We start from the raw sequence: 22,417 nt of genomic DNA, 5'->3' as shown, positions 1-22,417 counted from the left end.
TCATGGATTTCCTGCCCCCTGATTCGGAGTTAACAGGCTATATACCCATTCATAATCTGTCCCTGCAACAGTCAATTGTATTTTTAACCCTAAAGGTAGTTTTTTCAGCTCAGCGATATTGTTTGGATCACTGATATTTTCAGGCCATTGCGTCAGTTCCTGCGGATTCAGAACCATCACCTTAAATTGATCCACATTATCCAGCAACGTACTTGAAATCGGCTGTACGCGATTTGGAATATTCAAATTCGAATACTTTAATCGATATACTTTCTTTTGTGCTGAATCATAGCGATATTCAATGCGCTCATAGGGTGAAAGTCCCTGTTTCAATGGGTCTGAAACCCCAGCCTTACTAAATGCAAAGTGTTGATCATTCAATACAATGGCCGCTTGCAATTGTCGCCCATCATTTGCCGTCACAGGGATAATCTGCAAGCTATCTCTTAAAACCTGTTGATAGGCATCTTGCAAGGCAAATAGATACGTTTCATGCTCTGCATTGCGATCTTTTACTTTTAGTAGATAATCAAAGACCTTCCATCCCAACATTGAAAGCACAGCAAAAATTGCAATTGCAACCAACAATTCAACCAAAGTAAAGCCTGATTGACGCAAAGAGCGATGCTCAGCATGATATGTCATTGTGTTCTCGCCTTTGCAGGATAGTTAAAGAACACAAGATTCGTAACACCCGCTTCGACCTTACCTTGTTCATTATTAAATAAGCTGACTTGCAACTCGATACGTTGAATTTTCGGGCTTATCGTCGATTGTGCTTTTTTATCAATTTGCCAAGTTTCACCTTGTGAAGTAATTTGCTTGGATTGTGTTCCATCCAGCCATTCCTGATTGATTTCCATCATCGCCACTTCATTCATTGCGACAAATTGTGCTTTAGTTCTTAAAATCGCATTTGAGGTTGACTGCGTGTACTGCATCGCAACTTTAGTTAAGGCAATTGCTGCTACAGCAAAGATCGCCAAAGCGACCATCACTTCGAGTAAGGTAAATCCTGAAGTAGGTCTCCGCCGAGCACCGCTCGGCCCTGCTGCAAGGCGAGAAGCTATGCTTCGAGTATAGGGGTTAGTGAAACAACGTTTCACCTGAGCGCAAGACGGAGAGCTATGCTCGACGTGAACACGATTAAATCGAGCAAGGCTCGATCGTGTCGCAAGGCGAGAAGCTATGCTTCGATTATTAGAATTGTTCACCCAAGCACAAGATGGAACGCTTTCATCTGAATATTTAATTTTCATTTATTTTACCCAAATGATCTAGCTCTAACTCATGACCAATCGGTTGTTGCTCATAATAGAACTGTATCCGAACAGGCTTCACTTCACCATTGCCAAACCAAATCAATTGCGGCGCTTTACCACCTAATAAGTCTTCATTTTTTGCTTTGTTATAGTTCGCTGTGTCAAGACTTTGAATACTAAAAGACACATGATCAGGTAATTGGCGAGTTTTAAATTCTTTATACTGTTGCCAAGTACGGTCTGCCTGCTGAATCTGCTCACGGCTTTGATCGTGGTATTCAAACAAGTTATAACTAAACGGTGCTACATCTGTGGCATTCTGAGTATTTAGAGCAAAAACTTTGGCCTGATCTGTTGCTTCTTTATTGATTTTTTTCAGATCAAGAACAAACATTTCTCTAGCCTGCATTGCTCGGCGTTGATCGACTCCCCCAATATTTAATACCACCAGAGATGCCATGATGGTCATAATAACAATCACCACCATGACCTCAATCAGGGTAAAGGCTTTTTGCGAATGTGGTGGTGATCTCATTATCATTTCAACTATGGGAGTACAGGTTCGAGTAACTTAGGTAATGCTAAAGCTTGCTCGATATAGGCAACACGTAAGGTATCTCGAGAACCTAAATAACGTTGATAGAAACTCGAGTTCAAAATTACCGCCGCACCATAGGTCAACGACCAAATTGAGGCGAGATAATCACGAGTAGTCATGGTGCTATTGATACTCAATAAATAACTTTCGGTCATCCGAATGATGATACGTAAACGCTGTCGACGTACTTTATATAACTCACTAAAAAGCAATTGAATACCCTGACCCGTTGTCGAAAGGCGCTCTTCAATCTGGTGAAATAATGCTGTACGTTCAGGGTGATGTAAATGATGCAACATAAAGAATGCTAAATGTTCGGGAAAAGCCTTTTCAGTATCCTGAATCATCTCCAACAACATACGCTCATTACGGATAATGAGCAGCATGTATAGTTCATCTTTACTTTGAAAATGCTTATATAGCGTACCTTTAGCAAGATCCAGTTCTGCTGCCAAAGCATCTAGCGTCATGCCAGCTTCACCATTTTCTAATAGGAGTTGCTCCGCGATTTGAAAAATTAATACTTCTCGTGCTCTAAACTGAGCCTGACGATCCATTTTCACGTAATAACTCTCTTTCCTAGTACATCAAAAACCGTTTACTTCAAATTTAAGAGATTCTCAAAATTTTGTGTTGTAATCATGCCAATCTCTTCAACCGATTTATCATATACATCACTTAATGCTTTTGCTACAAAAGGAACGTATTTCGGTTCATTGGTTTTACCTCGATATGGCATAGGTGCTAAATAAGGGCTATCCGTTTCAATCAACAAACGATCAAGTGGTACCTGCTTCGCAACATCACGTAAGTCTTGTGCATTTTTAAAAGAGACAATACCAGAAAAGGAAATGTAATAACCACAATCCAGAACCGCTTTTGCCGTTTCCCAATCTTCAGTAAAACAATGCAGAATGCCATGTGTAGATTGTTCTGCCCGAATAATATCGACAGTATCGTGTTTCGCTGCTCGGGTGTGCACCACCACAGGCTTTTTAACAATCTTAGATGCTTCAATATGACGTGCAAAACAACGTTTTTGCTCAGCAACAAAATCGGTACTATGATAATAATCTAAACCCGTTTCCCCTAAGGCCCAGACTTTGTCTGACTGAGCAAGTTGAACCAGATAATCCGTTGTTGCACGCGCCATGATATGCTCGTCTTCACAAGGATGCACACCCACTGAATAGCCCACATCATCATGTCGAGCAGCAATTTCAGCCAATTTAACATGATCATCAAGATCAACTGAAATCCCCATGAACTTGGACACACCTGCAAGTCGCGCTTGTTCAAGTGCTTGATCTAAATCCCCTTGATAAGGACTTAGATCTAACATGGTTAAATGGCAATGCGTATCAACAAACACTCTTTCTTCCTATTCTCTTTACGACTACATGGTATAACTTGGACGATCCAAGCCTTTCATACCCGCTAATAATTTTTCAGCTTCATTTTTATAATACACACCTTTTTCACCAACAAGCTGGATTGCAAAACCTTGTGGTTTAAAATGCGTCTGTTTATGTGAAATCCAGATCACCTTTCCGGTCAAAGGAATCTTTTGTGATTGCTCAGGTAAGGTTGCCAGCACAAACACCTCTTGCCCCATTTTAACGGCTTGTTTCGTTGGTACAAATAGACCACCGCCCACAACAAAAGGCATATAGCTGGATTGCAATGTGGTTTTATCTGGAATATTGACCTGTATAATTCCGCCCATCATTTGTGGTTGCATAACATTCCCCTGTCAAATACTAATTCATTAACACATTAATAATTTTATACCATTGATAAATCTTAAAAATATTACTAGCCCGCATCATTTTAGAGAATTTTCATTGGTGACCGTCTAATAAAAAATCTATACTCGATTTATGGCTTGATTATAGAAAACAATCGAACAAACAACAAATAATGTTTAAATAAAACCAGAACAAAGCCACCAACCTGAGTCTTATTTAAACAAGCCAAGCATTCTAGATAGGATTGTTTAAACCAAGATGACAATTTATCAAAATTGACTGAACCCACTCGATTAAAGCATAAAAAGGCAGATCAACAGGAGTTTTGAATGAAAAGAATGAACCTAGTCATCTTGTGTAGTGCTTACCTATTCAGTCCATCCATGCTCTATGCGAAGACTTTGAACACTCAACCCAAATTCACTGACTACCCCGTGCAGACTTATAAAGGGCCCACTGCACAATTAGACAAGAGTGATGCTGATGCTCGTTTGTTTAGAACACGATTATCAGAGGGATTAAAAGAAAAACCTGACTATGCAGGAGAATATGTCGCAGTTGGTTGGGGTTGTGGTGCGATGTGTTTTAGCCTGACCTTAATTAGTAAAAGAACAGGAAAAATTCTCAACGTATTCGGTGGTGAAACTGGAGAAAAGTTAATTGATATCCGACCCAATAGCTTATATTGGTGAGCCATGGTTCCGTTCAAATCAATGAAAAAGATATCTATGCTAAAAAATTTTACCTCCTCAAAAACAACCAATTGAAACTGGTTTATTACACTCCACTTCCTACAGGAAGTGAAGATGATGATAACACCTTAAATCCATAAATAATTTAGGTTGATCGAGATAGTAAGGCCGGCTTAAGATCTCGACCGAATAGATTATTTTGTTGCTTTTACAATCTCAGCTTTATCAAATGAGAACCAGCATTCACCTTGCGTTGCCCATTTTGATTCAGTTGTACCCAGCACACCTGTCACGGTAATCCGATCACCAACTTTTAGATTGCTAATTTTATCTGTATTTACTTTTAAATCGTCACGTGTCAAGCCTTGTCCTTTACATTTACTATTACTTGGATCTTTAAAAATAATCGCAATCTGGTTTTGAGAAATCACCTCACCAGTTTTAGTAATACGAGTAATGATTCCGGGTACTTCAAGACGCTGAGCATCCCATTTCCGTTTTGCAGTAATTTCATTTTGTTGCCAATCCCTCCAGATTTCAGAAAGCGTTGCTTTCTTCGCAGGCCCCAAACCACGAAAGTCCCCACTGAGGATATCTCCAGTTTTATTTAAAATTCCATCCGTTGCAGACATTGCTGAATCCAATGTCTGACAAGCACTTAATGACAAAAAGCTGAAAGCGACCAAAAGTGTTTTTACGTGCATATTTCAATTCCCTAGCATATCGAGCAAAACGCCATGTGAAAAAATAACATACTTATTGAAATATGTGAATTTTTAACATTCACCATAAGGGAAATTTTTTCCATAAAAAAACCGCTCTTGTAAGCGGCTTCTTTACTCAACATTCACGTCATGAATGACTATTTTTCAGTGCATTTATAATCAAAATTCAACGCACTAATCATTTGATCTGTATGTCTTGAAATCACAGAAATATTACTCACCCCAGCTTCGATATAAAGCGTACCACTGAACTGATTCACGACCACACCTTGGGCATGATTAAATGAATAGCTATATACACATTCATATGCTTGAAAGCCTACATTTGAAGCATTAATCGCAAATGAGGAGCCATTAATATTGGATACAAATTTCGGTTCAGCCATTGCGATATTTGGCATTACTGCAAATGATAAAGCAATCGCTATAAATGTTATTTTCATCTCTACATTCCTTATTTTTTAATATTATTGTGAAGTAACTCACATTTTATATAGTTTTAATCAGGTTTGAAGAGTACCGAACAATTTATATACAAACTTTACATAAACACGATAAAACTTAGGCCTCATGTTTGATTTAGAGGACTAAGTCTATAAATTTAATTAAAATATTTTTAAAATCTACTTAAGTAACATTCATCAACTGAATAAATAACTCATCCAGCACCAGTTGGGTTTGAACATTTTGCTCAATCATTAACTTTTTCTGCTGTAAGTCAGAGTAAATCGTAAACAGCGCTTCCAAACTGTAGAACTCGGCAAGTGCTTTAAAGTCCAAATCATCATTCTTTAAGGATTGATTCAACTTTAAACTGATCAAATCCCCTAAAAGATATTCAAACATGGTGATCAATTCAGAGAAATTTAATTCTTTAGACCACTTATTTGAATAGTTTAAAGGCATATTCTTTTCAGCCACCAACTTAAACCAATCATTCAAGAATAATGCACGTTTCTGTAACCATTCACTCTTTTCAATCTCAATCGCTGTCAACGGCATATCATTGGCAAGATTTAACAATAATGAAACTTGCTCGGCATTAATCTCAGGAATTTGCTGTTGTACAAATGTTTGTGCCTCCTGAATCGTTAATCGGTCTAAAGCAAAATGCTGTAGGCGACTTCGGATCGTTGCAGGAAGTTTTAAATAATGGTCGGCCAATAAGATCAGTACAACCTTCTCGCCAGGCTCCTCCAAGGTCTTGAGCAATGCATTGGCAGAGGCCGTATTTAAGGCTTCAGCAGGCTCAATAACCACCACACGCCAACCCTCTCCTGTTTGCTGAACAAACGGAAGTAAGTCTCGGATTTTTTCAATTTTGATTTTTGCATTTTGCTTTTTATTGTCTTCATCCGTAGTGATATGCACATAGTTTGGATGTGTATCGGACTTCAACCATTGACAACTGGTACACTCACCACAGGCCCGTTGTGCCTGTTTATTTAGACACAGCACCCAAGCCACAAATCGCTCTGCAAACTCTTGCTTGGCGCAACCTTTCTTTCCGTAAAACAAAAGACCATGACCAAGTTCAGGGAACCGCGTTGTTAACAATTCCCATGTCTGAGCATGCCAAGGATAAATCACTGTAGATTGAGTATCGACCATAGTTATTCAAATGCACTCACAGGCAGAGTGTTTAAGCGATCTAAGTCTGCCTGAGTATCAACTCCTGGCGGTAAATTAGCTTCTGCCACAGCAATCGCGATACGGTGACCGTTTTCAAGCACACGGAGTTGCTCCAAACTTTCCAACTTTTCGAGATGACCTTGTTCCCAAGTGACATAGTCTTGCAGCAATTTCACACGATAGGCATATAGACCTAAATGACGAAAAGCTTGATCATGCAATGTTGCTTCGCTCTGTTTCGCAGCATCACGATCATACGGAATGGTTGCACGGCTAAAATATAACGCCTCATTACGCTTACTCATCACCACTTTAACAATACTATCTCGCTGAAACTCATCTAACTGATGGATCGGCTCACACAACGTAGACATTGAGCATTGCGGATTGTCGACTAAAAGCTGGCTCACCTGCTGAACCAATTGTGCTGGTAACAATGGCTCATCACCTTGCACATTGACGATAATATCATCTTGATCCCAGCCTTTCAGACGTGCGACTTCGCTTAAACGGTCAGTGCCTGAAGGATGTTCTGCACGGGTCATTACCACATCAACCCCTTCCGCACGACACACCTCTGCGATACGTTCATCATCCGTGGCGACACACAGATCATCAAAACCTGCAACTTTTTTGGCTTGGTCAACCACACGCAAAATCATTGGACGGCCATGAATCAGGAGTAATGGTTTTGCTGGCAAACGAGAACTCGCAAAACGAGCAGGAATGACAATATGTTTCATGGACGCTCTCTAAGAAAATTGAATACCGACATGCTGTAATTGTTGTTTCAGCAAGTCATAACAATCGGATGATAATACAGCCTCAACAGGAACCACCCAAATCGGTGTATTGAATTCAGGATGTTGTTTTAATAAGGTTTTAAACTTTACTGCATCTTTTTCAGTAGTGATAATCGCATCATGATTGTCGAATGTTAAATCGCCGATTTCATAATCATGATGATCTGGAAATTCATGTGCCTGATACTGCTGTACATTCAAACTATTGAGTGTTTGATAAAAACGTTGCGGAAAACCAATGCCAACCACTGCATTAAAATACTGATCCACATCAAACCAGCTTTCTTCAAGATTGGTATTTAAAAGATAAGGTTGCCCCACCGCCAAATGCATACTTCTTTGCGCTTGTGCAGTTTTGCTATGTTCAATCACAGTACTATCTTTTAGGCGTGATTTAGGCTCACGTAAATAGCCTTCTGGTAATAGCTTTTCATTACCCAAACCCCGATTTTGATCTAATACGATCCATTCAATTTGACGTGCCAGAGCCCAATGTTGCAAGCCATCATCACTAATGATGAGATCAAGTTTTTCCTGTTCGAGTAACAACTCGATCGAAGCTTGTCGATTCGGCCCAACCGCCATCGGGACATGGGTCGATTGAACAATAAGGCAGGGTTCATCACCGGCAGTATCGGGTTCAGATCGTTGCGTCACCAAAAGTGGGAATGGACCTTCGCCGCCATATCCCCGACTAATGACACCCACACGAATCTGATGCTGTTGTAAATATTTGACCAATTGAATCAGCAATGGCGTTTTACCGCTGCCGCCAACGGTAATATTACCAATGACCATGACAGGTACTGGTGCCGTATAAACAGGTTTAATTCCGTGTTTATACAAAGCCTGATTGGCACAAAAACCTAAGCGATACAACCAAGACAGGGGGCGCAACACCACTAACCACGAAGCTTGTTCATTCCAAGCATCCTGTATTCGTTGCGCCATCGACATACTTAGTTTTCCTCGAAGTTACGTTGGTGTAGCTGATAGTACATGCCATGTTTTTCGAGTAACTCAGCATGGGTACCTTGTTCAATAATCTGACCTTTATCCATCACGACAATGACATCTGCATTTTCAACTGTAGATAAACGGTGGGCAATCACAATGGTGGTACGGCCCTGCATAGCTTCATCAAATGCTTGCTGAATAAAGTATTCAGATTCATTATCCAAGGCACTGGTCGCTTCGTCTAAAATTAAAATTGGAGAGTCTTTTAAAATTGCTCTTGCAATCGCAATACGCTGACGCTGACCACCCGATAGATTTAAGCCTTGAGCACCTAAAATCGTGTCATAACCTTGTGGTAGGTTCATAATAAAGTCATGCGCATAAGCAGCTTTAGCCGCAGCAATCACTTGCTCATCACTCGAGTCTTGTAACTGACCATAAGCAATATTATCGCGTACTGAGCGGTTAAATAACACGACTTGCTGATTCACTGTCGCAATTTGTGATCGCAAATAAGCCAATTCAATATCCTGAACAGGGATATCGTCAAAGTAAATTTGCCCTTCACTTAACTCTTGAAAGCGTGGCAACATATTCACTAAAGAAGTTTTCCCTGCACCAGAGCGCCCAACCAATGCAATGGTTTGACCTGCCTTAATATCTAAAGAAAAGTCTTTTATTGCATGTGTACCATCTTCATAACGCAAGTTTGCATGGTCAAATTTAATATTGCCATGTAACACAGGTTTAAGCTGCCCGTTGTTCACTTCTTCAGGCATATCTAGCAATTCAAAAACTGAATGGGCTGCTGCTAAACCACGTTGAAGTTTTTCATTGATATCGGTTAAGTTCTTTACTGGCTTTGATATCAAACCTGCAGCGGTAATAAATGATATAAACTCACCTGCAGACGTATCACCAAAAACTTGAGGACGCAAAGCCAACCAAAGAATAATCGCCATTGCCATCGACAATAACAGCTGAATGATCGGACTATTAATATTCTGCACGACGACCATTTTCAAACCACGACGAAGGTTTTCTTCAGAAGATTTATAAAAACGCTTCTGTTCAAAAGCTTCACCCGTAAAACTCTTTACAACAGAGTTTCCAGTAATCGTCTCTTGTACCACATGGTTCACATCCCCCATGGTATTTTGCACTTGAATCGACAGTTTACGCATCTTTTTTGATGCGACTCTGACCAGCAAACCAATAAATGGCATGAAAACCACGATACACAGTGTTAAACGCCAATTGGTATAGAGTAAATAGCTCAACAAACCAATAACAATCAAACCATCTTTGATCAGCGTCTGTAAAGACTCAGAAGAAGCTGCTGTTAACTGCTCTACGTTGTACATCAATTTGGCACTAATATGCCCTGCGCTATTATCAAGATAGTATTGCGCTGGCAGTCTTAGTAGCTTTGCATAGACTTCCTGACGGATGCTAAACACTAAACTACGCGAAATGACAGCAGAGAAATAACCACCAAGGAATAGACCGACGCCACGGAAGAACATCAATAAGACAATGAGGGCTGGAAACCAGTCCAAGTTTGTACGACTACCTTCTTGAATGGCATCAATAATGTATTTCAGCAACTTTGCGACAGAAACTTCCGTCGCAGCGTTGATTCCAAAACCAAGTAAGACGAGTAAGGCTACGCCCCAATAAGATTTTAAATACGATATTAAACGGACATAAACCTTAAAATCCTGATTCACTCAGTAAAACCTCTCGTTGGAACTTTGGTGCTGATATTGACGTTAACAAATCCGAGTTGACCTGCCACATCCATCACACGAATGACATCCTGATGTGCAGCTTTGGCGTCAGCAGCAATAATAAACATAAAATCACGACGATCTTGTGCAACCTGCTTAATTGCTGTGCTTAAGTCAGCAATATCTTTACTTGATAAAGCCTGACCATTGACAGAATAATGCCCTGTGGAGTCTACCATGATTTCAATTTTGTGATCGAATTGTTTAGGCGGTACACCCTGCGCATCTGGCAATGTTAGGTTTATACGACTTTGCTGACTAAATGTCGTAGAAAGTAATAAAAACACCAAGATAAATAACATACAGTCAATCATTGGTGTCAAATTGATATGAATATCTTCAACCTGAGAACGCTTAAACTTCATGCGAACACCTCGGCTTAACTGGCACGACGATGTTCTTGTACATGTCCTGCTTTCTTGTAAAAAAGCGCGGCATGAAACAAGGTCGACTGCTGCTCTAATTCAGCGATATATTCATGAACCACGCGTTGGAAATAACGATAGGCAATCATGGCAGGAATCGCAATTAACATCCCAACAGCAGTGGTAATTAAAGCCTTAGAAATACCTGGCATCATCATACTGGCATTACCAGCCGACCCCACATCTATCACTAAAAATGATTCGATAATCCCGAGTACTGTTCCAAGTAAACCCAATAAAGGTGCAATTGCACTCAAGGTCCCTAAGAAGTTGATGTTTTTTTCGAGATAACTAATTTCTTGAGAAGCTGTTGCTTCCATCTGAGCACGTGCAAATTGTTCGCCTTGGTCTTGATGCTCATAACCCGCTTTAAGAATACGCCCCAAAGGACTTTTTGATGCTTCATCTTGTTTTAACTGCGTAATAACCGACTCTACATCCGAACCATTGACAAGCAGTGCTTGCGGTAAAACTTGTGACCGTTTTAAACGAATATATCGTTCAAGTGTAATCGCAACCGTAAAAATTGATGAGAGAATAAGGGGCAGCATTAACCAGCCACCCGCTTTCACAAGTTCCCACATATTATTCCCCAATAATATTTAAACTATAAAAGGATGGACTTGGATTCATTGATCATTCTAGCAATTTTGCGAAACACTCAACGAATCCATCCTTGATATTAGTTCGGCAAACAAATATTGAGGATTCCATCCAACTCATCCAATGAGTGGTAATGAATGACCATTTTCCCTTTACCTTTCTGATTATGGTCAATTTTCACATTTGCCCCGAAACGCTCCGAAAGTTTCTGAGTCAATTGTTCAATATCTGGAGAAATCTGAGCCTTTTCCTTTTCAGGTTTTGGTTCACTCCACTCACGAACTAACTGTTCAGTTTGGCGTACCGACAAACCTTTTTCAATCACGATTTGTGCAACCGCGATCTGATCTTTTGCTTTCAATGTCAAAATCGCACGGGCATGCCCCATATCAATCTGACCCTGTTGCATTAAGTCCTTAATCGGATCAGCCAAGCTAAGTAAGCGTAACAAATTACTCACTGTAGTACGTGCCTTGCCGACCGTATCTGCAATTTCTTGATGACTTAAACCAAACTCATCATGGAACCGTTGTAAAGCAACCGCCTGATCAATCGGGTTTAAATCTTGACGTTGAATGTTTTCAATTAAAGCCAAGGCAATTGCGACTTGATCATTTAAATCACGTACAATCGCGGGAATTTCAGCCAAACCAGCCAATTGTGCTGCACGCCAACGACGTTCACCCGCGATAATTTCATATGGATGCTGTTCATCATCTACAGGACGAATCACAATCGGTTGCATCACACCATGTTTTTCAATTGATGCTGCAAGCTCTTGTAAATCCTGCTCCTGGATGAAACGACGTGGCTGATATTCACCACGCTTCAACAAGTTAACATCAATTTGCTTGAGTTGACCATGATCCAAGGCTTGTGCTTCAAGTTGCAATTTCTCTTTTTGAATTGAACCCAATAGCGCATCTAAACCACGACCTTTAGCCAATCCGCGTTTCTTGATGCTCATACAGCACTTCCTTTTTTCACTTTACTTTTCTTCAACATTTCTGCAGCGAGATTCAAATATGAAACAGCGCCTTTCGAACTTTTCTCAAAATAAATCACAGGCAAACCATGTGCAGGTGCTTCAGCCAAACGAATATTTCGCGGAATGACCGTTTCATAGAGTTTTTTACCAAAATATTGCTCTAATTCAGCTGACACATCACGTGTCAATGCATTACGAGCGTCATACATGGTACGTAATACCCCAACAATTTCCAAGTTTGGATTAAGGGCTTTTTGTATACGGTCAATGGTTTGTGTAAGGTCAGCCAAGCCTTCCAGAGCATAGTATTCACATTGCATTGGAATAATCACACCATTGACAGCCGCCAAGGCATTCACAGTGATCAGGCTTAAACTTGGCGCACAGTCCACAATAATATAATCAAATGCGGAATCGACTTCTTGCAATGCATTTTTAAGAATGAACTCTCGTCCCTCCTGTTCTGCAATGGCAAGTTCCACACCTGCAAGCTCACGGTTTGCACCTAAAACCTTATAACCTACTTCAGCTTTTTGAATAGCTGTTTCAATCGGCACTTCACCCAACAACACATCTGTAACTGAATAAAGTAAATCATTCTTTTGAATGCCAGACCCCATGGTGGCATTCCCTTGTGAGTCCATATCGACCAACAAGACACGTTTCTTCAAGATCGCCAAAGAAGCAGCAAGATTGACTGCTGTCGTGGTTTTTCCCACACCACCTTTTTGGTTTGCAATCGCAATAATTTGAGCCATGACTACCCTTAATATTTTTATTGAATACGTTGAAGTAAAAGTAAATGACGCTGTTCATCCAATCTTGGCACACGCAGTTCAATGATCTTACATGAATACTGATCTTTCATCTGCTCAACTTCATCCTCTGGGATTAAGCCTTTCATTGCGGCAATGATACTTTGTTGGTGCATATAAGGTTGCGCTGCATCCACAAAGTCTGTCAAAGAAGCAAATGCCCGACTGGTAATGACATCGAACTGACCAAGCTCACCGATACTATCTTCATTCTCTACACGTGTTTGCACAGCAATAACATTATTCAGTTTTAAATCCGCAATAAATTGCTTCAAGAAACGAATCTTTTTCCCATTTGAATCTAATAGTACACAAGAACGTTCTGGTTGGCATAATGCAATGATCATGCCTGGCATACCACCGCCCGTACCCACATCCAATAGGCGACCTTGTGGTAAATCATTTAAGATACTTAAACTATCTAATAAATGTTTAACCAACATTTCTTTCGGCTCACGAATTGCCGTCAAGTTGTAGGCCTTATTCCATAGCACGAGAGCATCTTGATATTTCAATAAGAGTATTAGGGCGTCCTCACTCAGGTTCAGACCTAGCGCTTGACTACCTTGCTTTAATTCTTGAAAAAAAGGATGCATAACAGTGCAACATCTCGATAAATTTGCTGTGCAGTATACCGATTTCTGATACAAGGCACAGTAGGACTTGTTGAACGATTATGCAGTTAAACATTTACAAGCATGATAAACTGCACAATCCGCTAAGTTTTTGTCTGTTCTTATGCAAATCACAGATAGACAAAGCATTTTTTATTATGCAAACGTGCCCTGCTTGATTTGCTGATCCAACTGTTGCAACCGCTCAGGCGTACCTACATCCACCCAAATTGCCTGCATTTTTTCAGCAGAAACCTGCTGTTGTTGCATCGCTTGTTTCAACAATGGCGCTAAAGGTCGCTTGCCATTTTCCAAACCAGCGAACATCTGCGGTGCCAATACCGCAACGCCACTATAAGTTAATGCTTCGCCAAGTTGCTCTTGTTCAAAGGTGTAAGCCAAATCATTCGCAAGGATAAAGTCACCTTTCAAATGCTGTGGTGGATTCTCTACCAAGACCAAATGGGCTTGTTTATCCTCCAACTGAACACTTAAGAGTGATGAAAAGTCCATTGTGGTCCAAACATCACCATTTACCAAGATAAAAGGTTGATCACCCAACAACGGTAAAGCATTAATAATACCACCCGCCGTTTCCAAACCCTCACCTTCATGTGACCACAAGATGGTCACACCAAATTGTGAACCATCACCCAAAGCAGCAACAAGCTTATCTCCCAACCAAGCCGTATTAATCACGATCTCAGTCACACCCACCGCTTTCAGCTTTTCAATATGCCAAACAATCAGAGCTTTGCCACCCACCTCAAGTAAAGGTTTAGGCGTATGTAAGGTTAAAGGTCGCATGCGATTGCCTAGACCTGCAGCAAGAATCATGGCTTTCATTATGCTGCAACCTCGTAATCACCATATTTCGCAATAAATTTAGGCATGACCACATCACGGATAAACTGCATGAAATCATTCAGTTCATCATAGCCTTGGCTTTCTTCAAGCAAATACCACATCACACGTGGTAAATCTTTTAAATAGCCAGATTTACCATCACGTTCAAACAGGCGTACAAAGATACCTAAAATTTTCAAATGGCGCTGAATTGCCATCAAGTCCGCATCTCGCTTGAATTGCTCAAAACTACGGTTTTCTTTTGCTGATGCAGGTAATAAGTTATAGAACACCTCAAACCATTCATATACACGCTCAGCATTCCACTGTACATAGGCATCACGTGTAATTGAAATTAAGTCATAAGTATCCGCACCAATTACTGCGTCCTGAAAATCAATCACACCTAATTCTTGCTCATTCTCGATTTTCATCAAATTACGACTGTGAAAATCACGATGTACAATCACTTGTGGCTGCTGAGTTGCTTCAATCGCAAGAAAGTCGAATGCTTGTTCGATTGTTTCCAATTGCTGCTCTGTCGGTTGAATGCTCAATGAAGGCAACATCCAATCTGTAAGCAAACGCATTTCAGTCATTAACTTTTCATAAGAATAAGCTGGCAATTGTGCATCACCATCGACCTGCTGCAATTCAATCAACTGCTTAAAACTTTGAGCATAATATTGATCTACTGTTTGATCATTGAGTAGTGTTGATAACACCACATCCCCAAAATCTTCCAATAACAGCAGTCCCAAAGTTAAGTCTTTCGCAACAATATGCGGAACACGCACACCATTTTTGTCAAAAAACTCATCAATACTGACAAATGGTGCACAATCTTCTTTTTCAGGAGGTGCATCCATTAGCATGTATGTTTTGTTTTGTAACTTAATTCGCGCATAGCGACGAAAGCTTGCATCTCCAGCCAGAAAGCTGATCTCAAATTGATCAGATTGTAGAGTGGCTTGAAGCCAAGTTTGTATCAATTGTTCACGTTGTGTATTCATTTGCAATAAAATCTAAAACTAGCTGAGATTTTGAAAGCTTAAGTGTAGCCACTTATCAACTTTTTCTCTATGATGCGACAATAATTAATTGTGAATTAGCGTACTGGTTAATGAGACAATGAAACATCAGTTTAAATTTAATCCTTTAGCAACAGCTATTTTGACACTCTTATGTGGCGGCTCGATCCAATCCAGTTTCGCGGCACCAGCTGATGCTGTCTCTACGCTTGACAATAAACAGCTCAAAGCTGCCATTCGACAGAATCAAGAACAGCAAAATCAAGAAAGTTATCCTGGGGAAAGTTTCTTCCAGCAATATTATGTGGATAAATCCGCACCTGAAGCACAGTTACGTGATAATCGCTATTTGAGCTCCTCCTTTTGCCAAGGGACTTGGGTGACTCCAATCAACCCAGAAACAAAAGCTGGCACTGCGGATACGACCACCTCTGTACTCACAGCAGATTATGGGCATTACAACCCAGCGGGTGATTCAGTCCTACAAGGCAATGTCGTCATTGACCAAGAAGGCCGCACCATTCGTGCCGATCAAGTTACCATTGATTCAACACAGACCTACGCCAACGCCGAAGGTCGTGTTCAAGTTGCTCAATCAGGTTTACTCACCCAAAGCGATACAATTAACTATAATTTAAAGACACAAACGGGTGATCTAAATAATAGTTTCTATATCTCAGAACAGCAGCATGCACATGGTCATGCCAGCCAGATCAAACGGGCCAATCAGAACTTAGTCGTGTTGAAGGATGCGAGTTATACTGCTTGTCCTCCTGAGCAAAAGCCTGCATGGAAAATTCAGGCCAAAGAAATTGAGCTCAACCAAGATACAGGTCGTGGCGTAACACGCGGTACCAAGCTCTATGTCAAAAATGTACCTGTACTTGCAGTTCCTTATTTCAACTTCCCGATTGATGACCGACGTACGACAGGTTTATTGAGCCCAAATTTTGGTTATAGCAATGATGGTGGTGCACAATTAATCACCCCCATCTATCTCAATCTTGCGCCAAACTATGACCTCACACTCACGCCGAGCTACATGAGCAAACGTGGCCCGAAATTAGATGCTGACTTCCGCTATATGACTGAAAACTTTGGTTCAGGTCGTATTTGGGGTGGTTATATTGCCAAAGACAATCAATATGGTGATGAAGCACGTGATGATCTTCACTTTGTTCACAATTGGAAGATCGATAATCAATGGTCGACCAATTTAGAATACAACTACGCATCAGATAAAGATTACTTCGCGGATTTCAACAATAATCCAAACACACGAACAGATCTAAATTTACGCCGTGCTTGGGAACTGAATTACCAAAATGGAATTCCGGGCCTGAGAGCTCAGTTGAAAGTTGAAGACTTCCAAACTTTGGATAAGACAATCAAAGATGTCGATAAGCCCTACGCTCGTCTTCCGCAATTCTTATTAAACTACATTACGGGTGATCCACAAGGCCTACAATACGAGTTTAATAACGATACGGCTTATTTCAAAAAATCTGTAAATGATGGATCTGCATTAGAATCAAGCGGTACCCGTATCTACAATCAGTTTGCAGTTCGTTATAACTACTTAACTCCTTCTTGGTTCTATGTCGTTCCAGAAGTTTCTGTCCGTAGCATTAATACCTTCTACGATCAAGATTCAAAAGAAGGCCGTGGACTATCTGCTTCTGATGATTTAGAGAAATCAGTTGTCGTTCCACAATTCACATTATCGACTGGTTTAACATTTGAGAAAGATGGTAAATACTTACAAAGTATTTCCCCTCGTGCCTTTTATGCTTATTCACCTTATAAAAACCAAGATGATCATCCAAACTTTGATTCGACCACAGCATCGATCAACTATGATCAACTGTTCAACCCGTATCGTTTCTATGGACATGACCGTCTAGATGACAATAACTTCTTGTCGCTCGGTGTGACTTATAGCTTGCTGGATACTGAAGGCCTAGAGCGCATTAAAGCTAGCATTGGTCAAAGCTATTATTTCAGTGATCGTCGTGTCAGCCTAAATGAAAAACTCGATGAGTTTGACACACAGCGTCGTACAGGACCGATTGTAAGCTTATCGAGCCAGCTTAACCAGAACTTCACTATCACCTCCAACTCTGCTTGGATGTCGAATGGTGAAAACGCACAGCGGGACTTTCAAGCCTACTATACAGGCGACAAAGGTAATCTTTATAACTTAGGCTATTTTTATCGTAAGCACATCCCTGATCGACAGGATTCTTATGACCAAGTTGTTGCATCCTTTATACAACCTGTAAAAGACAATTGGCGTATTATGGGTCATGCTCAATACGACATTGACAACAATGTGATGCGTGAATACTTACTTGGTGTAAATTACGAATCATGCTGTTGGGCTGTTTCAGTCTATGGCCGTTCTTACTATAACGATTTGGATGATCCAAACTCTCCAGATGTTCGTAAAAAGAATGCGGTGATGGCTGAATTCACCCTGAAAGGTCTTGGTGCTTTAAACAACAAGCTTGCTTCTCTCCTTGAAAACAGAGTTTTAGGTTTCAACAAAATTAATCAATCTTGGACACAACGTTAATGAAGATAAAATCTTTTCAACATATCTTTAAAGCGACTGTTCTCGCTACCCTAATTTCTTCATCAATGCAAAGCTTTGCACAACCTACGGATGAGGTTGTTGCCATTGTAGATAGTAGTGTCATTCTTAAAAGTGATTTAGAACAAGGGATTGCTGAAACAGAACACCAGTTAAAAGCACAGAATAAAACTGTTCCGCCGCAACAGTATTTGCAAATGCAAGTGCTTGATCAATTGATCATTCGCCAAGCTCAATTAGAGCAAGTGAAGCGTTATGGCATCAAACCTGATGAAAAAAGTTTAAATGCTGCGGTATTAAAAGTCGCAAACCAATCAGGGGCCAATACACTTGAAGCATTTCAACAAAAGTTAGATGCAATTGCGCCTGGTACATACGAAAACTTGCGTAACCGTGTTGCTGAAGATTTAGCGATTGGTCGTTTACGCCAACAACAAGTTATGTCACGTATTAAGATCAGTGATCATGATGTTGACAACTTCCTTAAGTCACCAGAAGGTCAAGCTGCGCTCGGGACTCAGGTGCACGTCCTTCACATGCGTATTTCAGGTGACAATGCCAATGATGTACAGCAAGTCGCTCAACAAGTAAAACAATCCCTCACTACAAGTGATGACACTAAATCAATTAGCTCTAAACTATCCACCGCTTCCGTGAAAGTTGATGGCGCTGATATGGGATTCCGCTCACTCTCAGAAATTCCAACTGAGCTTTCAGCACGTATTGCCCCACTTCAAGTTGGACAAACCACTGAGCTGATCAATGTTCGTGATGGCGTGCATGTCTTAAAATTACTTGAACGCAAGCAAAACGAACAAAAAGCATTAGTCCCTCAATATCAGACCCGCCATATCTTAATCCAACCTTCTGAAGTGGTAAGCATAGATCGTGCAAAACAAATGATCGATAGCCTATACAACCGCGCTAAAGCAGGTGATGATTTTGCAACACTCGCTGCAACCTACTCCAACGATACAGGTTCTGCCCGTGATGGCGGTAGCTTAGGCTGGGTGAGTCCTGGTGTAATGGTTCCTGAGTTTGAAAAAGTCATGAAAGAAACACCGGTTGGACAAATCAGCCAACCCTTCCAAAGCCAGTTCGGCTGGCATATCTTGCAAGTCACAGATACTCGTGAACAAGACATGACCAAAGAAGTGCAAGAACGTATGGCACGTCAAATCTTGGGTGAACGCCAATTCGATACCGAAGTTGATAGCTGGATGCGTGAGCTTCGTGCCAATGCTTACGTGGAAATTAAAGATGCGAGCCTTGACTCAAAAGCACAACAGAAATAAATCCGCTTAAGAAAAATGCCAGCAATCCGCTGGCATTTTTTATTCCCCAAATTAAAGGTAAAAAAATAGCGGCAATTGCCGCTATTTTTTACCCATTACAAATTGATTATTTGTAACGATCAACCATTTTCTCTAAAGAAATTGGACGAATTTTATCTGCATTACCTGATGTACCAAATGAATTATAACGATCTACACAGATTTGCTTCATTGCTTCAACTGTTTCACCAAAGAATTTACGCGGGTCAAATTCACTTGGTTTTTCAGCCATCATACGACGCATTGCGCCAGTAGAAGCCAAACGTAAATCAGTGTCAATGTTAATCTTACGCACACCATGTTTGATCGCTTCCACTAGCTGATCTACAGGCACACCATAAGTTTCTTTAATATCACCACCGTATTGGTTAATCACAGCCAACCACTCTTGTGGTACAGAGCTTGAACCATGCATCACAAGATGTGTATTTGGTAAAGCAGCATGGATTTCTTTAATACGGTCAATGGCCAAGATATCGCCTGTAGGTGGACGAGTAAACTTGTACGCACCATGTGAAGTACCGACAGCAATCGCCAAGGCATCGACATTGGTATCTGCCACAAACTGAGTTGCTTCTTCAACAGAAGTTAACAGTTGAGAGTGGTCAAGCACACCTTCTGCACCAACACCATCTTCTTCACCTGCCATACCAGTTTCAAGGCTACCCAAGCAACCGATTTCACCTTCAACTGAAACGCCACACGCATGTGCCATTGCTACAACACGACGAGTTACGTCAACATTGTAATCATAAGTTGTAGGTGTTTTACCGTCCGCACCCAATGAACCATCCATCATCACTGAGCTAAAACCCAATTGGATTGAACGTTGGCAAACATCAGGGCTTGTACCATGATCTTGATGCATTACCACTGGAATATGTGGCCACTCTTCAATCGCAGCTAAAATAAGATGACGTAAGAAAGGTGCACCCGCATATTTACGCGCACCAGCCGAAGCTTGCACGATAACAGGTGAATTCGTTGCATCCGCAGCGAGCATGATTGCACGCATTTGTTCTAAGTTGTTTACGTTAAACGCTGGTACGCCGTAGTTATGTTCTGCAGCGTGATCCAAGAGCTGGCGCATTGAAATTAGAGCCATAATATCCTCCCAGGTAATGCGCCATATTCTACATGCTGATCTATTTCAATTCAGCAACTAATCACAGTAATTATAAAAAAATCTTCAATCTTTTGTGTAATTTGAGTAGTTATTCTGACTTAATAATCAAAAAGGTCAAATCACAGCATGATTTGACCTTTTTCTCAAAAGACATTGCGCTTAATTAGATCCAATAAAATGGATCAAAATTTAGCAATAACCTTCTAAACGTGTTAACGGTAATTTTTTACCAATCGCTTTTTCAATTTCTGGTAAATAGAATGCATCATCTTCTGACAGGAAACTAATACTAACGCCCTGCGCGCCAGCACGCCCTGTACGCCCAATACGATGCACATAGTCATCCGACTGCTCAGGCAAGGTAAAATTAATCACATGCGAAACACCATCGACATGAATACCACGACCCGCAACATCTGTTGCAATCATAATATTGTTCTTACCTTGTTTGAATTGGTCTAACATCTTTAAACGCTTATCTTGTGCAATTTCACCAGATAGCATGCCTACTTTATATCCATCACGCTTTAAGTGATCGTACAAGCGACGCACCTGATCTCGGCGATTGGCAAAGATCATGACCTTATCAATTGGCTCTTCACGCAAAATATCTTGCAGTAACTTGTATTTATCCTGTTTAGCAACCACATAGACACGCTGTTCAACGTCATTATTGGTTTTTTGCTCAGGCTCAATTTCGACTGTAACTGGCTCGAACAACCATTGACGCGCTAAATTAAGTACATCATAACTAAATGTTGCAGAGAACATTAAAGTTTGGCGCTGTTCTTTAAACGGGGAGTAACGAACAATTCTTTTGACAGAAGGAATGAAGCCCATATCAAGCAAACGGTCAGCCTCATCGATTACTAAGAATTCGATTTTATCCAACCACACTTCTTTTTGCTCAACAAAATCAATTAAGCGTCCAGGCGTAGCAACAATAATATCGACAAAGTTACGATCCAACATTTTCTTTTGTTTTTCAAAATCCACACCACCGAGTAAGGTCACAAGGTGCAAATTTGAAAACTTGGTCAACGCTTGCGCATCACTCTCAATCTGCAATGCCAACTCACGGGTCGGCGCTAAAATCAATGCACGTGGTTCACCGCGAAAACGCTGCTCTTGCACTGGATTATTGAGTAGATCATTGATCACACTAATCAAAAAGGCAGCAGTTTTCCCCGTACCTGTTTGCGCTCGACCAATGGCATCATGCCCTGCTAATGTATATTTTAAAACCTTTTGCTGAATTGGGGTCATTTTTGTAAAACCCAAAGCATCAATCGCTTTCTTCAGCTGCGGATGTAAATTTAAGGTTTCAAAACCAGATGTCATATATGCTCTCAAACCATCAACGACCAAAAGAAAGTCGCTATTATAAACCATAAAAAACAAAAACGCCCCAAATTACATTGGAGCGTTTTTATATTGCGTTAAGGCAACAAATTAGTCTAAAGGCTGAACGTTTTCAGCTTGGAAACCTTTTTGTCCTTGAACAACACTGAATTCTACGCGTTGGCCGTCACGTAAAGAACGGTGGCCATCACCCATAATTGCGCGGAAATGAACAAATACGTCATCACCACCATTACGCTGAATAAAACCAAAGCCTTTAGTGTCGTTAAACCACTTTACTACGCCTTGTTCACGAGCTGTCATAAGTCAATCCTCAGATATTGAAAGATAAGGACCTTCCGGTGTTGCAAACAGCAGAGCCAACAAGGTTTTAAAATATTTATAATTTTAAAGCTTGTAATCATTCTGTAAAACTATCAACAATTTCCGGTTACATCCATTTGTTATAGAGTTTAAAACAATTAAATTGCATT

The 22,417-nt window shown here is 40.6% G+C and carries 25 protein-coding genes; 3 read left to right on the top strand and 22 right to left on the bottom strand.

Annotated features, from left to right (window positions below; translation table 11 throughout):
- The 6 genes from gspJ to V6E90_RS05410 all read right to left on the bottom strand — a co-directional run bounded on the left by gspJ (position 1) and on the right by V6E90_RS05410 (position 3,601).
- Positions 1–645: a type II secretion system minor pseudopilin GspJ gene (gspJ, locus tag V6E90_RS05435; protein WP_065342134.1), complete on the bottom strand. Its 645-nt coding sequence runs from the start codon at positions 643–645 to the stop codon at positions 1–3.
- The gene (gspI, locus tag V6E90_RS05430) at positions 642–1,070 is read right to left on the bottom strand and encodes a type II secretion system minor pseudopilin GspI (RefSeq protein ID WP_332605075.1); all 429 of its coding nucleotides are present in this window, start codon (positions 1,068–1,070) and stop codon (positions 642–644) included. Before gspI ends, gspJ begins: the two co-directional genes overlap by 4 nt.
- A 178-nt stretch (positions 1,071–1,248) precedes the next feature.
- Positions 1,249–1,797, bottom strand: coding sequence for a pilus assembly FimT family protein (locus tag V6E90_RS05425; protein WP_016539895.1), 549 nt, complete (start codon positions 1,795–1,797; stop codon positions 1,249–1,251).
- Positions 1,798–1,808: 11 nt separating this feature from the next.
- Positions 1,809–2,417, bottom strand: a complete 609-nt coding sequence (locus tag V6E90_RS05420) for a TetR/AcrR family transcriptional regulator (protein WP_016660313.1) — start codon at positions 2,415–2,417, stop codon at positions 1,809–1,811.
- A gap of 41 nt (positions 2,418–2,458) precedes the next feature.
- Positions 2,459–3,232, bottom strand: coding sequence for a TatD family hydrolase (locus tag V6E90_RS05415; RefSeq protein WP_332604728.1), 774 nt, complete (start codon positions 3,230–3,232; stop codon positions 2,459–2,461).
- Between the two features lie 24 nt (positions 3,233–3,256).
- Positions 3,257–3,601: a PilZ domain-containing protein gene (locus V6E90_RS05410; protein ID WP_004806631.1), complete on the bottom strand. Its 345-nt coding sequence runs from the start codon at positions 3,599–3,601 to the stop codon at positions 3,257–3,259.
- 336 nt (positions 3,602–3,937) lie between these two features.
- Between V6E90_RS05410 and V6E90_RS05405 the strand changes: the two genes are divergently transcribed.
- Positions 3,938–4,300 carry a hypothetical protein gene (locus V6E90_RS05405; protein ID WP_332604727.1) on the top strand — a complete coding sequence of 121 codons (363 nt, stop codon included), beginning with the start codon at positions 3,938–3,940 and terminating at the stop codon, positions 4,298–4,300.
- Positions 4,301–4,494: 194 nt separating this feature from the next.
- Here V6E90_RS05405 and V6E90_RS05400 read toward each other — a convergent pair whose 3' ends face one another.
- From V6E90_RS05400 to V6E90_RS05340, 13 genes are all read right to left on the bottom strand, one after another.
- Positions 4,495–5,004: a hypothetical protein gene (locus V6E90_RS05400; RefSeq protein WP_016660311.1), complete on the bottom strand. Its 510-nt coding sequence runs from the start codon at positions 5,002–5,004 to the stop codon at positions 4,495–4,497.
- A gap of 158 nt (positions 5,005–5,162) precedes the next feature.
- A complete protein-coding gene (locus V6E90_RS05395) occupies positions 5,163–5,468 on the bottom strand; it encodes a hypothetical protein (protein ID WP_332604726.1) in 306 nt (101 codons plus the stop codon).
- 184 nt (positions 5,469–5,652) lie between these two features.
- Complete coding sequence (locus tag V6E90_RS05390) at positions 5,653–6,636, bottom strand: DNA polymerase III subunit delta' (RefSeq protein WP_332604725.1); 984 nt, start codon at positions 6,634–6,636, stop codon at positions 5,653–5,655.
- A 2-nt stretch (positions 6,637–6,638) separates the two neighbouring features.
- Positions 6,639–7,400, bottom strand: coding sequence for a 3-deoxy-manno-octulosonate cytidylyltransferase (kdsB, locus tag V6E90_RS05385; protein ID WP_332604723.1), 762 nt, complete (start codon positions 7,398–7,400; stop codon positions 6,639–6,641).
- A 9-nt stretch (positions 7,401–7,409) separates the two neighbouring features.
- Entirely contained in the window at positions 7,410–8,417 is a 1,008-nt protein-coding gene (lpxK, locus tag V6E90_RS05380) for a tetraacyldisaccharide 4'-kinase (RefSeq protein WP_065342138.1), read from the bottom strand.
- 2 nt (positions 8,418–8,419) lie between these two features.
- On the bottom strand, positions 8,420–10,147 hold the full coding sequence (gene msbA / locus V6E90_RS05375; protein ID WP_016539886.1) for a lipid A export permease/ATP-binding protein MsbA: 1,728 nt from the start codon (positions 10,145–10,147) through the stop codon (positions 8,420–8,422).
- Positions 10,144–10,572 carry an ExbD/TolR family protein gene (locus V6E90_RS05370; RefSeq protein WP_004806616.1) on the bottom strand — a complete coding sequence of 143 codons (429 nt, stop codon included), beginning with the start codon at positions 10,570–10,572 and terminating at the stop codon, positions 10,144–10,146. The genes msbA and V6E90_RS05370 overlap by 4 nt, the downstream gene beginning before the upstream one ends.
- A gap of 14 nt (positions 10,573–10,586) precedes the next feature.
- The gene (locus tag V6E90_RS05365; RefSeq protein WP_332604722.1) at positions 10,587–11,216 is read right to left on the bottom strand and encodes a MotA/TolQ/ExbB proton channel family protein; all 630 of its coding nucleotides are present in this window, start codon (positions 11,214–11,216) and stop codon (positions 10,587–10,589) included.
- 98 nt (positions 11,217–11,314) lie between these two features.
- Positions 11,315–12,202, bottom strand: a complete 888-nt coding sequence (locus tag V6E90_RS05360) for a ParB/RepB/Spo0J family partition protein (RefSeq protein WP_016539884.1) — start codon at positions 12,200–12,202, stop codon at positions 11,315–11,317.
- Positions 12,199–12,981: a ParA family protein gene (locus V6E90_RS05355; protein ID WP_016539883.1), complete on the bottom strand. Its 783-nt coding sequence runs from the start codon at positions 12,979–12,981 to the stop codon at positions 12,199–12,201. The genes V6E90_RS05360 and V6E90_RS05355 overlap by 4 nt, the downstream gene beginning before the upstream one ends.
- Before the next feature lie 17 nt (positions 12,982–12,998).
- Positions 12,999–13,634, bottom strand: a complete 636-nt coding sequence (rsmG, locus tag V6E90_RS05350) for a 16S rRNA (guanine(527)-N(7))-methyltransferase RsmG (RefSeq protein WP_016660310.1) — start codon at positions 13,632–13,634, stop codon at positions 12,999–13,001.
- 174 nt (positions 13,635–13,808) lie between these two features.
- Entirely contained in the window at positions 13,809–14,498 is a 690-nt protein-coding gene (murU, locus tag V6E90_RS05345) for an N-acetylmuramate alpha-1-phosphate uridylyltransferase MurU (RefSeq protein ID WP_262757626.1), read from the bottom strand.
- Positions 14,498–15,511 carry an aminoglycoside phosphotransferase family protein gene (locus V6E90_RS05340; RefSeq protein ID WP_332604721.1) on the bottom strand — a complete coding sequence of 338 codons (1,014 nt, stop codon included), beginning with the start codon at positions 15,509–15,511 and terminating at the stop codon, positions 14,498–14,500. Before V6E90_RS05340 ends, murU begins: the two co-directional genes overlap by 1 nt.
- A gap of 118 nt (positions 15,512–15,629) precedes the next feature.
- Between V6E90_RS05340 and V6E90_RS05335 the strand changes: the two genes are divergently transcribed.
- Positions 15,630–18,104, top strand: a complete 2,475-nt coding sequence (locus tag V6E90_RS05335) for an LPS-assembly protein LptD (RefSeq protein WP_016539879.1) — start codon at positions 15,630–15,632, stop codon at positions 18,102–18,104.
- Positions 18,104–19,417 (top strand): peptidylprolyl isomerase, encoded by a 1,314-nt coding sequence (locus V6E90_RS05330; protein ID WP_023269583.1) that lies wholly within the window; start codon positions 18,104–18,106, stop codon positions 19,415–19,417. Before V6E90_RS05335 ends, V6E90_RS05330 begins: the two co-directional genes overlap by 1 nt.
- 106 nt (positions 19,418–19,523) lie before the next feature.
- On the opposite strand, the gene fba is transcribed toward V6E90_RS05330, so the two are convergent.
- The 3 genes from fba to V6E90_RS05315 form a co-directional block, all read right to left on the bottom strand.
- Positions 19,524–20,561, bottom strand: coding sequence for a class II fructose-bisphosphate aldolase (gene fba / locus V6E90_RS05325; RefSeq protein ID WP_004653891.1), 1,038 nt, complete (start codon positions 20,559–20,561; stop codon positions 19,524–19,526).
- 210 nt (positions 20,562–20,771) lie between these two features.
- Complete coding sequence (rhlB, locus tag V6E90_RS05320; RefSeq protein WP_016539877.1) at positions 20,772–21,923, bottom strand: ATP-dependent RNA helicase RhlB; 1,152 nt, start codon at positions 21,921–21,923, stop codon at positions 20,772–20,774.
- Positions 21,924–22,034: 111 nt separating this feature from the next.
- Positions 22,035–22,247, bottom strand: coding sequence for a cold-shock protein (locus tag V6E90_RS05315; RefSeq protein ID WP_004653893.1), 213 nt, complete (start codon positions 22,245–22,247; stop codon positions 22,035–22,037).
- Between the last annotated feature and the right edge of the window lie 170 nt (positions 22,248–22,417).

It is taken from the genome of Acinetobacter sp. ESBL14 (genome assembly GCF_036668815.1).
Lineage (GTDB): Bacteria > Pseudomonadota > Gammaproteobacteria > Pseudomonadales > Moraxellaceae > Acinetobacter > Acinetobacter gyllenbergii.
Note: the sequence above shows the minus strand (reverse complement) of the source record. Positions and strands in the feature narration are given on the sequence as shown.